Below are 11,991 nucleotides of genomic sequence, written 5' to 3' on the forward strand. Positions count from 1 at the left end.
GACGGGCCTATCAGTCCTATGGGGGGACGAAATGCACTACTACCTCGACGTACTCAAGAAATATGCGGTATTCGGCGGGCGCGCACGGTGCCGGGAATACTGGATGTTCACCCTGTTCCACAGCATCATCATCGCCGCCCTGATGATCCTGGACTGGGCGATCGGATCGCCGTGGCTCGTACTGGTGTACATCGTTCCGACATTCCTTCCCGCCTTGGGAGTCACCGTCCGCCGGCTGCACGACAGCGGGCGCAGAGGGTGGTGGGTGCTCCTCGGAGCCGTCCCGCTCATTGGCGACATCTGCCTGCTGGTCATGCTGAGCGCCGACAGCGAGCAGCAGACGAACGCGTTCGGCCCGAACCCCAAGGCCGTCCCGGTGCGGGACGCCCACTTCGCCTGACCTTGAGCGGCCGATGCCGCCCGCATTTCTCCGACTGCCCGCCGGCCTCGCCGGTGGGCAGTCGGCGTTCCGGTGCTTCGAACCCCGGGGCCATAAAGCGGTTGCCTCCCGGGGCGGCCGTCTGCTGCACTTCCCTTTGACAGCCCGATCGATCCAGGAGTCCCGATTATGTGCGGAACGTTCATGTCCATCCAGGAGGGAATTGCCATCTATCTCAAGGACATGACACCGAGTGCATACGCTGAACCTGGGAATCCTGGCGCATGTTGACGCCGGAAAGACAAGCCTGACCGAGCGGCTGCTCCACGCCGCAGGGGTCATCGACACGATCGGCCGTGTCGATGACGGCAGTACGCAGACCGATTCGATGTCGCTGGAACGGCAACGCGGCATCACCATCAAGTCCGCCGTCGCCTCGTTCGTCGTCGACGACGTCACCGTCAATCTGATCGACACCCCCGGCCACCCGGATTTCATCGCCGAGGTGGAGCGGGTGCTGAACGTGCTCGACGGAGCTGTGCTGGTCATCTCCGCCGTGGAGGGCGTGCAGGCGCAGACCCGTGTGCTGATGCGCACGCTGCAGCGGCTGGGGATTCCCACGCTGATCTTCGTCAACAAGATCGACCGCAGTGGAGCCCAGTACGACGACGTGCTCCGTAGCATCGCCGAGAAACTGGCTCCGGCGAGCATCTCGATGGGCCCGGCCACCGCGCTCGGCACGCGCGGCGCAACGTCCCGGCCCTACAACGCCGCCGACGCCGATTTCAGGTCCGGACTCGTCGATCTCCTCACCGGTCGCGACGAAGCGCTGCTGGCAGCGTATGTCGACGACGAGGCCGCGCTCTCCTGTCCCCGGCTGCGGGGCGAACTCGCGGCGCAGACGAAGCGGGCGCTGGTGCATCCGGTGTTCTTCGGCTCGGCGATCACCGGTGCGGGGGTCGATGCGCTGATCTCCGGGATCACCGAACTGCTGCCCACCGCCGAGGACGATGCCGACGGTCCGGTCTCGGGCACCGTCTTCAAGGTCGAACGGGGTTCTGCCGGGGAGAAGATCGCATACGTCCGGATGTTCTCGGGGACCGTGCGGGTGCGGGACCGCCTGCCGTTCCGTGGGGACGAGGAGGGGAAGGTCACCGCGCTCAGCGTCTACGAGCGCGGCTCGGACGTCCCGGGTGACGCCCTCACCGCGGGTCAGATCGGCAAGCTGTGGGGAATCGGCGATGTCCGTATCGGTGACGCCATCGGCGTTCCGCGCGCGACGCGACCGGACGGTCACCACTTCGCCCCGCCGACCCTGGAGACGATCGTCGCGCCGCTTCGCCCCGCCGACAAGGGAGCACTGCACGTCGCCCTGACACAGCTCGCGGAGCAGGACCCGTTGATCAACCTGCGCCAGGACGGTCTCCGCCAGGAGACCTCCGTCTCGCTCTACGGCGAAGTACAGAAAGAGGTCATCCAGGCCACTTTGGCGAACGACTTCGGCGTCGACGTCGCCTTCCGCGAGACGACGACGATTCACATCGAACGGCCGGTCGGCACCGGCGCGGCCGCCGAGTTCATCCACGTCGATCCCAATCCGTTCCTCGCGACGGTGGGACTGCGCATCGACCCGGCACCGGTCGGCAGTGGTGTCGGGTTCCGGCTGGAGGTCGAACTCGGCTCGATGCCGTACTCGTTCTTCAAGGCGGTCGAGGAGACCGTCAGGACGACGCTGGAGCAGGGGATCCACGGCTGGCAGGTCACCGACTGCACGGTCACCATGACGCATTCCGGCTATGCGGCACGGCAGAGTCACGCTCATGCCGTCTTCGACAAGAGCATGTCGAGCACCGCCGGGGACTTCCGCAACCTGACGCCTCTGGTGCTGATGAGCGCGCTGCAGCAGGCGGTGAGCCGGGTGTACGAGCCGATGCACCGGTTCGGCCTGGACATCCCCGCGGACATGTTCGGGCTGGTGCTGCCCGTGCTCGCACGGCTGCGTGCCGTACCGCAGACCTCGGCGGTACGGGGCTCGTCGTACGTGGTGGAGGGCGAGATCCCGGCCGCCTCGGTGCACGCACTGGAGCGGCAGATGCCGTCGCTGACGCGCGGCGAAGGCGTACTCGAGTGCGCATTCGACCACTACCAACCGGTCTGCGGTGCGGTCCCCGACCGGCCGCGGTCGGACCACGATCCGCTCCACCGCAGGGAGTACCTGATGCGGGTCACCCGCCGGGCGGCCGGAGGGTGACGGCTCATCAGGGCCGACGACCACGGCCGAGGCCGCGCCCCGCACGGAAGCACCGGATCAGCCGTCCGTTGCCCGTGATCTCAGGACCCTGGCGGCGAAGGCCGCCAGGTGGGCCCGCAACTGCTTGCGAGACGTCCGCTGTTGGCCGACGAGGTGTTCCACGAGGTCGGCGCGGGTGGCGGCGAGCAGCGCGTGGGCGGTGAAGTCGCTGTCGGCGAATCCGGGAATCCGTTCCAGCGCGGTCCGGAGGGTGCCGTGCCACAGCTCGTAGTGCTCTGCCGCATAAGGGCTGTCGCCGCCGGTTCCCTCCAGCGCGAGGGCGAGGTGGCGGTTGTCGAGCTTGAAGCACAGAAGGGCGTCGAGGAGGGCGGGTACCCGCTGGAGGGGCGGGGTGGTGGGCCCCAGAGGTGGCGCCCCCTCCTCGGCGGCGAGCCGGATCGGCGCGAGCCGCGTCTCGTACAGCGCCTGGATCAGACCGGTGCGGTCGCCGAACCCCCGGAAGAGCGTTGCCTTGCCGACGCCGGCCGCCGCCGCGATGTCGGCCATGGTGACCGACTGAGGGCTCTCGCACTGGGCGAAGAGTGTGTCGGCGGCGGCGAGAACGGCCTCCCGGTTGCGCGTGGCGTCCGCGCGTGGCTTGCGTTCGGTCATGCGGTTCCTCCGGTTGCAAAACGGACCCCGGGTCCGTATCGTCTCCCATATGAAACGGACCCACGGTCCGTATCGTACGGGATGGAGCAACCATGAGCGTGACCACCGCACCGGCGGACCTCTACCGCCACGGCCTGCAGCTACTGCTGGACAAGGACATCCCCGCCTGGACCGACCTGTGGGACGAGGACGGGATCCTCGAGTTCCCCTTCGCCCCGGACGGCTGGCCGAAGCGGCTGGAGGGCAAGGCGGCCGTGGCCGAGTACATGCGCGGCTACCCCGACCACATAGACCTGCACGACTTCCCCTCCGTGGAGATCCACCAGACCGTCGTCCCGGAGACCATCGTGGTCGAGATGCGCGCCGTGGGCCGCCTGGTGGAGACCGACGGCCCCTTCGAGATGACCTACATCGCCGTGGTCACCGTCAGGAACGGCCTCATCACCGGCTACCGCGACTACTGGAACCCGCTCGCCGTCCAGGACCCCGCCACCGACTTCGCCGGGAGCAACCGATGACCGGGTCCGAGAAGTTCACCCTGGTCATCGGTGCCACCGGCACCACCGGCAGCCGCGTCGCCGCGCGGCTGGCCGCCGAAGGGCGGCGCGTCAGGGCCGCCGGCCGACGCGCCACCCCCGTGGCCGGGGCCGTTCCCGTACGGTTCGACTGGGACGACCCCACCTCCTTCGAAGCCGCGCTCGACGGCGCGGACCGGGTCTATCTCATCCCGCCGCTCGGAGCTCCGGACCCGGCAGCCGTCATGCTGCCCTTCCTCCGGCAGGCCCGCGCCGCCGGCGTCCACCGGGCGGTCCTGCTCAGCTCGTCGGCGATCCCCGCCGGCGGCCCCGCCGTGGGGCAGGTGCACCAGGCCCTGCCCGGCCTGTTAGCCGATGGGGCGGTCCTGCGCCCCTCGTGGTTCATGCTGAACTTCAGCGGCGACCACGCGCACGCCCGGACCATCAGAGCGGACGGGACCATCCGAACGGCGGCCGGTGAGGGCCGCGTCGGGTTCGTCGACGCCGACGACATCGCCGCCGTCGCCGTACACGCACTGACCGCGGCACAGGCCCCGAACACCAACCTGATCATCACCGGTCCGCAGGCCCTGAGTTACGACGACATCGCCGCCGTCCTCACCCGGGCCACCGGCCGGACCGTCACCCATGACCGGCTGACCTACGAGCAGATGCGCGACCGCCTGGCCGCCGACATGCCCGCCGGGTTCGCCGCGATGCTCGCCGGCATGGACCGCGCCATCGCCGAAGGCGCCGAGGACCGCACCACCGACACCGTCCAGCGCCTCACCGGTCGCGCACCGCACAGCTTCCGCGCTTTCGCGGAACGGGAGTTGGACCGGATCCGGGGCTGAGGGCCCCCGGATCCCCGCCGCCGCGAGCCCGAGGGACGCGTCAGCCGGTAGCGTCCGTCAACCGGGTACGGGCCAGCGCGTGGGCGCGGTCGAGGGCGTCGGCAGCGGCGCAGACGACGTCCGGCTGTACGCCGGTGCCCTCCCAGTCGGTGCCGGAGACCGGGTTGATCGCGCGGCCGGTCGGGATGCTCGCCTCCAGATGCGGGTGCACCGTCCAGCCCTGGCGGGGATGCGCACCGCCGAGCGTCACATCGCCGACGACAACGGCACGGCCCAACTGCTGCAGGTCGTAGGCCAGTTCCTCCGCAGCGGAGAAGGTGCTGCCGCTGGTCAGCACGTACAGCGGCTTGCTGCCGCCGAAGCGTGCTCCGGGGACGTACGGCAGGCTCCAGGACTGCCCGAACCGTTCACCGTCGCGCCAGTACATGGTGTTGAGGTGGGTGCGCTCATCGAGCAGGTAGCTGCAGACGAACGCGACCGTGTCCGGGTCCCCGCCGCGGTTGCCGCGCACGTCCAGAACGAGGGCGTCGGCCCGGGCGACCAGGGTGAGCGCGGCCGCCAGCGGCTCGGCGGCCCAGTCCAGCGGGAAGAGCATGGGAGTCAGCTCCAGCACGGCGACCCCGCCGTCCCGCAGCTCCACCCGGGGAACACCGCCGAGCGTGGCGTCGAAATCCCTGCGCATGGCGGCCAGGGCGGCAGCGCCCCGCTCCTTCGGCACCGGTTCGGTGTGATGGAGCAGCCGCAGGTGCCGGTCGCCGTTGACCGACTGCAGGTCGGTCGTGACCAGCCGGCTGAGCTCCTCCGCGCTGTCGACGTCGTACGCCCCCTCGGCGAGGCGCCGCCGCAACAGGGTCGCGAGGCGCTCGGCCTCTTCGGGGAAAACGTAGTGCTCCAGAACGAGTTGGGCCGTCTCCTCGATGACGGGAGCGGTACTGATCTGCGTCATGGTGGTCATGGCAGGGAGTAGAACACCGCTCTTCCAAAAGCGTCAAGAGTATTGGACACTTAGCTCATGCCCGAGCAACCCTCTTACCCCCCGACGCCTCAGGAAGTCCAGGAGATCGGCTCGCCGGAGCAGTTCGCGGCGCTCGCCCACCCGCTGCGCCAACGGCTGCTGTTCGCCCTGGGCCTTCGCCCCGCCACCATCAGCCAGCTCGCGGCGCACCTCGAGACCGCCAAGGGCAACGTCGCACACCACCTGAAGGTGCTGCGGACGGCCGGCCTCGTCCACGTCGCCGAGACCCGGCAGGTCCGGGGCGGCACCGAGCAGTACTACCAGCGCGTCGCCCGGCGCATGATCGTCGCCGAACCCGAGGCGGCCGGCACGGCGGCGATGCTCGGCGCCTTCGCCCAGGAACTGGACCGCTCCCCCGCCGAGACCCATCTGACCCTGCGCCACTTGCACCTGAGCCCCGCCAAGGCGCAACGTCTCGGCGAAAGGCTGGCCCGGCTGATCGACGAGACCGAGGAGGACGCCGAGTCCGAACCGGTGCACGGCATGCTGTTCGCCCTGTACCAGCACGCACAGCTCCCCGAACCCGGCGGTTCGGCCTAGACCGTGTCCGACGGCTGGTGGGGCGTCGCTTCCTCCGGGCCGATCTCCGCGGTCTGTGCGGCGACGCTGAACAGCGTGCCTTCCGGATCCCGGAGGAGTGTCGCCAAACCCGGCGCGGTGTCGTCCGGCGCGCTGACGATCGCTCCGCCCGCCGCTTCGGCGCGTTCTGCGGCCATGTTCGGGTGGGGGGTTCTGAAGGTGACCTGCCAGCGCGGGCGGACCTTCGGGTCCGGGGCCTCCTCCACCGCTCCGCCGTGCAGGGCGGCCACCGTGCGGCCGTTGATGTCGACGAACACCTGGTCGTTCTCGTACCGCAGGGTGCAGCGCTCGGGTGGTTCGGTGTCCCAGCCCAGGGCCTCGCTGTAGAAGATCGCCGCCGCGAAGACATCCCGGGTGTGCAGCTCGATCCACAGACCCCGACCGCCGCCCCTGGGGGACCAGTGCGGCTCCCGTGGCCCTTCCCACAGGGCGAACGGCGCGCCTGCCGGATCGATGGCCCAGGCCACCCGGCCCGGACCGAACGGGAGTGGGCCGACGGCGACGGTACCGCCCCGTTCACGGATCCGCCCGGCGGCACGGTCCACGCTGTCGACCGCGAAGTGCACCGACCAGCAGGCCGGAACGCCGAAGGAGTGTCCTGTCTCGCCGAGACCGGCGATCGGTTCGCCGTCGCTGATCGCCTCGGCGTACTCGTCGAGCCCGAATCCGGGCCGGTACTGCCAGCCGAGCACGCGGTTGTAGAAGGCCTTGCTCGCCGGCAGGTCGGCGGCGGTCAGGGTCACCCAACACGGCGCTCCCTGGACCGCGCTTTCAGAAGGAGCCATGTCTGCAGCCTCGCCTCACGCAGGGGGACACCGTTCACTTTGCCACTGTTCATGCCTGTTCGCTGGCGTTGACACCCTTATGCCGCACGTGGACCCGACAGCGGCCGCGGACCGGTACCGCGAACGGCGGTCACGGCCGACAGGGTCGTCACGCAGAGTCACCGTCCGAGGGCGGCTTCCGGGTACGTGTCCACTCCGTGAGCTGGGGTGCGGTCCAGGTGTTGACGACCCGCTCCGCCGGCACTCCGCAGGTCTCGGCGCGCGCGCATCCCAGAATCTGCCAGTCGAGCTGACCGGGCGCGTGGGCGTCCGTGTCGACGGCGAAGAACACCCCGGCGTCGACGGCCTGGACCAGCAGGTCGCGCGGCGGGTCCAGCCGTTCCGGGCGGCTGTTGATCTCGACCGCCGTTCCGGCCTCCGCGCAGGCCGCGAAGACCTCTGCCGCGTCGAACTGCGACGGCGGGCGGTTCCGCCCCGACAGCAGACGGCCGGTGCAGTGCCCCAGGACGTCCATCAGCGGGTTGCCGACCGCATTGATCATGCGCCGGGTCATGGCGGGAGAGTCCATCCGCAGCTCGGAGTGGCTCGAGGCGACCACCAGATCGAGCTGGTCGAGCAGGTCGGGTTCCTGGTCGAGGGAGCCGTCGGCGAGGATGTCGCACTCGATACCCGTCAGCAGGCGGAACGGAGCCCACCGCTCGTTCAGTTCGGCCACCACCTCCAGCTGCCGGCGCAGCCGCTCGGCCGTCAGTCCGTTGGCGATGGTCAGGCGGGGCGAGTGGTCGGTGAGCACAGCCCATTCGTGCCCGAGTTCCGCCGCGGTCCGGCCCATCGCCTCGATGGGGCTGCCGCCGTCCGACCAGTCCGAATGCAGATGGCAGTCGCCGCGCAGCAGGGCGCGCAGCGCCGTTCCGCCCTCCGCGAGCGGCGCCGCCGCCTCCGCCTCCAGCCGTTCGAGGTAGCCGGGCACGGCCCCGGCCAGCGCCTCTTTGACGACCTGGGCCGTCTTGGGACCGATGCCCTTCTCCGCCTGCAGCGTGCCGGCCGCCGACCGTGCGGCGACCTCCTCGGGCCCTAGCCCCGCGACCACCTCCGACGCCGTACGGAACGCATCCACCCGGTACGTCGCCGCTTGGGCGCGCTCCAGCAGAAAGGCGATCCGGTCCAGCGCCTTCACCGGTTCCATCGTGGCCTCCTCGGGCCGGCCGCCTGCCTCCGCCGGTCGCCGTCGCCGCGGGAGCGGCACGTCGGCGGGCCCGCCGCACCGTTCCACTCTCGCCCGGCACCGCTGCCGGCGCACCCCGGACGCCCTGCGCGCCGGATCACCGTGCTCCGACGGTGACCTGGTCGGGCCTTGATCGTTTCAGTGATGGCGGCCGGCGCAGTGAGTCCGGTCGCGGATCCGTAGCCGCGGCCGGCACACGCGTCACGGGGCGGGGTCCTGGGATTTACAGCCTGCCGCGCGTGCGGAGGCGTGGGGAGTTTCACCGATGTGTGGGCTGGCCGGCTATGCCGGGTTCGCGGGTTGCGCGCCCTCGGGGACCGAAGAGGTCTCCCTCAAGGAGATGACGGAGACGCTGGCCTGCCGGGGGCCGGATGCCTCGGCTGCCTGGACCGGGGATGCGGCGGGGCTGGGGCACACCCGCCTGGCCACCGTCGACCTGATCGGCGGGCGTCAGCCGCTGGTGCTGACGCGGGGCGGGCGCACGGCTCTGGCGGTGGTGTTCACCGGTGAGGTGTACAACCACGCGGAGCTGCGGGCGGAACTGACCGCGCGCGGGCGCCGGTTCAGGACCCGCTGCGACAGCGAGGTGGTACTGCAGGCCGTCGACGCCTGGGGCGAACAGGCTCCGGCCCGCATGGAGGGGATGTTCGCGTACGCGGCATGGGAGCCCGCGCACCGGCGGCTGACCCTGGTGCGCGACCGGTTCGGGATCAAGCCGCTGTGCTACGCGCGGACCAGCGATGGGGTGGTGTTCGGCTCCGAGCCCAAGGCGGTGCTGGCGCACCCTGCCGTGCCGGCCCGGCTGGAGCTGGACGGGCTGCGGGAACTGTTGCTGTCCGCCCACCCGATGATCAAGACACCGGGGCGCAGCGCCTTCGCGGGGCTACGGGAGATCGAGCCCGGCACCGTGACGACCCTGACTCCCGACGGTGTGCGTACCCGCCGCTACTGGTCGCTGACGCCCGCCGAACACCGTGACGACCTTCCGACCACGGTGGAGCGGGTGCGCACCCTGCTGGGCCAGGCCGTCACCGGGCAGTTGCGGGCCGATGTCCCGGTCAGTGTCCTGCTGTCCGGGGGGCTGGACTCCAGCGCCATCGCCGCCCTGGCCCGCCCCGAGGTCGACGTCCTGCACACGCTGTCGGTGGACCTGGGCGCCGGCGCCTCCGGCCAGGACGCCATGGAGCGCGACCCGGACGGACCCTACGCCGACCTGATGGTGCGCCATCTGGACACCGCGCACCGCACGGTCGCCCCGGCGGCCCAGGATCTCGCGGATCCGTCCCACCGCTCCCGTGTCGGCTCTTTGCGCGACGGGTTGACGATGGGCGACTTCGACACGTCGCTGATGCTGCTGTTCCGCGCGGTCCGCGAGCACTTCCCGGTCACCCTGTCCGGAGAGGGGGCCGATGAAATCTTCGGCGGCTACCGCTGGTTCACCCCTCGGGTTGCGGCAGTAGAATCCTTTCCCTGGGACACCGTGCTGGACCGGTCGGACCTCACCCGGCTGCTCGACCCCGCTCTGGCCGCGGCTCTGGAACTGCCCGCGCACCGCGCCGACCTGCACGCGGCCGCAGCCGCCGAGATCGAGCACCTGCCGGGCACCACGCCCGGCGAGGCCGCGCTGCGCCGCGACAGCTACCTCAACCTGACCCGTTTCCTGCCCTGCCTGCTGGACCGCACCGACCGTCTCAGCATGGGCTCAGGCCTGGAGGTCCGGGTTCCGTTCCTTGACCACCGGCTGGTCGAGTACGTCTTCAACACCCCCTGGGAGTTCAAGACCTTCGACGGCCGCGAGAAGAGCCTGCTGCGCGCCGCCGTCGCGGACCTGCTCCCCCCACCGGTCCTGGCCCGCCGCAAGAGCCCCTATCCGATGGTCCGCGACCCCGCCTACCGTGCCGCGCTCACCGGTCAGGTCAGCCGGCTGCTCGCCACCGGAAGCCCGGCCACCGACCTGCTCGACGTGCGCGCGGTGCGGAGTCTGCTGCTGGAACCCTCCGGCACGAAACGTTTCCCCCGTGAGGGGCTGGAGCTCGTCCTGGACCTGGACCTGTGGCTGCGCACCCACCGGCCCGCTCTGCACCTCTGAATCTCCGCCCACCTCCGGACACGCGCCGGAACTTCTCCTGGCACTACGAACACCGCCCCGAACGTCCCCTCCCACCACCCCGATCGCACAGGATGTCCGCCATGCAGCACGCCGTGATCGTCTCCACCGTCCGCACACCCATCGGCCGCGCCCACAAGGGCTCGCTGGCCGCGGTGCGCCCCGACGACCTGCTCGCCCGTACCGTCGCCGAGGCCCTCGCCCGCGTTCCGGGGCTGCTACCGGAAAGCGTGGACGACCTGGTCGTCGGCTGTGCGCTGCCCGGCGGGGAGCAGGGGTTCAACATCGCCCGGATCGCCGCGATCCTGCTCGGCTGGGACCACGTCCCCGGCGTCACCGTCAACCGCTTCTGCACCTCCTCCCTGCAGGCCGTCCGCATGGCCGCCCAGGCCGTGCGCTGCGGTGACGCCGATGTCGTCGTCGCGGCCGGGGTCGAGTCCCAGTCCCGGCTCGCCCACGGCAGCTCGGACACCTGGCCCGGCACCGAGAACCCCGCCTTCGGAGTCGCCGGGCAGCGCACCGTCGAGCGCTCAGGCCCGGGCACGGCGCCCTGGAGCGACCCTCGGGACAAGGGCGGGACGCCCGACCCCTACATCCCGGTAGGTCTCGCCGCCGAGAACGTCGCCGACGTCTACGGCATCACCCGCACCGACATGGACGCCTACGCCGCCCGTTCCCACCGGCTCACCCAACTCGCCCTCGCCGAGAGCTTCCACTTCGGTGACATCGTCGCGGTGAAGAGCCCTGACGGTACGACCACCGCGACGGACGACTGCCCCCGCACCGGAGTGACCGAACGGACCCTCGCCGCCCTGCCGCCGCGCTTCCGTCCCGACGGCCGGATCACCGTGGGCAACAGCGCGCCACTGTCGGACGGAGCCGCGGCCGTCGTCGTGATGTCCGAGGAGTACGCCCGCGCCCACGGCCACATCCCGCTGGCCAGGATCCTCTCGACCGGCGTCAGCGCCGCCACACCCGAGACCGAAGGCCCGGCCCCGGTCGCCGCGACCCGGACGGCACTCGCGCGGGCCGGGCTGTCGCTGTCGGACCTCGACACCGTCGCCGGGAACGAGCCCTTCGCCGCCCAGGTCCTGGCCTACTGCGCCGAACTGGGCCTGGACCCCGAGCGGATGAACCCGCACGGCGGGTCCATCGCCCTGGGCGAGCCGTACGGAGCGGCCGGGGCCCGGCTGACCACCACCGCGCTCACGGCGCTGCGCCATGACGACCGGAGCACCGCCCTGGTCAGCGTCGTCGCCGCGGGAGGTCAGGGCATGGCCATGGTCCTGGAGCGCACCTCGTAGACCGGTCCGCCGCCGACCGTGCGGCGGACCGCGTCCGGGCCGGGAACAGCGTCAACGACCTTGCAGGGCCTTGACGTTGTTCCCGAACGCCACATGCAGAGCTCTCACCTGCGAGAGCACGGTTTCCGGGGCGAGTATCCCAGCACCAACCCAGCACGGGAGCGGCGTCCCAGCACAGCAAGCGCAGGCACCGGTCAGGCAGGGCGGTTGCAAGTTCCGGGGTCGTGCGGCTGGTCGGGTTGTGACCGGTTGGGGCGCATAGCAGAGCAGGCACGGGCTTCGTGATCATTGTGGTGTCTAAGCCAGATGATCATGAGGTGGCCCGT

General features: G+C 70.8%; 11 protein-coding genes. 7 read left to right on the plus strand and 4 right to left on the minus strand.

The genetic code is table 11. The annotated features are described in order from the left end of the window. Positions 1–31 precede the first annotated feature (31 nt). Both O3W51_RS11070 and O3W51_RS11075 read left to right on the plus strand, forming a co-directional pair. Positions 32–400 (plus strand): DUF805 domain-containing protein, encoded by a 369-nt coding sequence (locus O3W51_RS11070; RefSeq protein WP_138356674.1) that lies wholly within the window; start codon positions 32–34, stop codon positions 398–400. A gap of 232 nt (positions 401–632) precedes the next feature. Further along, complete coding sequence (locus O3W51_RS11075; RefSeq protein WP_138356675.1) at positions 633–2,630, plus strand: elongation factor G; 1,998 nt, start codon at positions 633–635, stop codon at positions 2,628–2,630. Positions 2,631–2,687: 57 nt separating this feature from the next. Here O3W51_RS11075 and O3W51_RS11080 read toward each other — a convergent pair whose 3' ends face one another. Then, positions 2,688–3,281, minus strand: a complete 594-nt coding sequence (locus tag O3W51_RS11080; protein WP_138356676.1) for a TetR/AcrR family transcriptional regulator — start codon at positions 3,279–3,281, stop codon at positions 2,688–2,690. 92 nt (positions 3,282–3,373) lie between these two features. Between O3W51_RS11080 and O3W51_RS11085 the strand changes: the two genes are divergently transcribed. Both O3W51_RS11085 and O3W51_RS11090 read left to right on the plus strand, forming a co-directional pair. Next, complete coding sequence (locus O3W51_RS11085; RefSeq protein WP_138356677.1) at positions 3,374–3,799, plus strand: nuclear transport factor 2 family protein; 426 nt, start codon at positions 3,374–3,376, stop codon at positions 3,797–3,799. Further along, entirely contained in the window at positions 3,796–4,650 is an 855-nt protein-coding gene (locus O3W51_RS11090) for an NAD(P)H-binding protein (protein ID WP_269285482.1), read from the plus strand. Before O3W51_RS11085 ends, O3W51_RS11090 begins: the two co-directional genes overlap by 4 nt. A 40-nt stretch (positions 4,651–4,690) precedes the next feature. On the opposite strand, the gene O3W51_RS11095 is transcribed toward O3W51_RS11090, so the two are convergent. Next, entirely contained in the window at positions 4,691–5,605 is a 915-nt protein-coding gene (locus O3W51_RS11095; RefSeq protein ID WP_138356679.1) for a S41 family peptidase, read from the minus strand. Positions 5,606–5,662: 57 nt separating this feature from the next. Between O3W51_RS11095 and O3W51_RS11100 the strand changes: the two genes are divergently transcribed. After that, positions 5,663–6,205, plus strand: a complete 543-nt coding sequence (locus O3W51_RS11100; protein ID WP_198358863.1) for an ArsR/SmtB family transcription factor — start codon at positions 5,663–5,665, stop codon at positions 6,203–6,205. Here O3W51_RS11100 and O3W51_RS11105 read toward each other — a convergent pair. Beyond that, positions 6,202–6,987: a VOC family protein gene (locus O3W51_RS11105; RefSeq protein WP_244809672.1), complete on the minus strand. Its 786-nt coding sequence runs from the start codon at positions 6,985–6,987 to the stop codon at positions 6,202–6,204. The genes O3W51_RS11100 and O3W51_RS11105 overlap by 4 nt on opposite strands. A gap of 190 nt (positions 6,988–7,177) precedes the next feature. Beyond that, positions 7,178–8,215: a PHP domain-containing protein gene (locus tag O3W51_RS11110; RefSeq protein ID WP_138356682.1), complete on the minus strand. Its 1,038-nt coding sequence runs from the start codon at positions 8,213–8,215 to the stop codon at positions 7,178–7,180. A 304-nt stretch (positions 8,216–8,519) separates the two neighbouring features. Here O3W51_RS11110 and asnB point away from each other — a divergent pair, with 304 nt between their 5' ends. Together asnB and O3W51_RS11120 are read left to right on the plus strand one after the other, a co-directional pair. After that, a complete protein-coding gene (gene asnB / locus O3W51_RS11115; RefSeq protein WP_269285486.1) occupies positions 8,520–10,343 on the plus strand; it encodes an asparagine synthase (glutamine-hydrolyzing) in 1,824 nt (607 codons plus the stop codon). Positions 10,344–10,444: 101 nt separating this feature from the next. Continuing rightward, on the plus strand, positions 10,445–11,665 hold the full coding sequence (locus tag O3W51_RS11120) for an acetyl-CoA C-acyltransferase (protein ID WP_138356684.1): 1,221 nt from the start codon (positions 10,445–10,447) through the stop codon (positions 11,663–11,665). Positions 11,666–11,991: the final 326 nt, after the last annotated feature.

Origin of the sequence: Streptomyces sp. H39-C1 (genome assembly GCF_027158125.1) — a bacterium.
Lineage (GTDB): Bacteria > Actinomycetota > Actinomycetes > Streptomycetales > Streptomycetaceae > Actinacidiphila > Actinacidiphila fildesensis.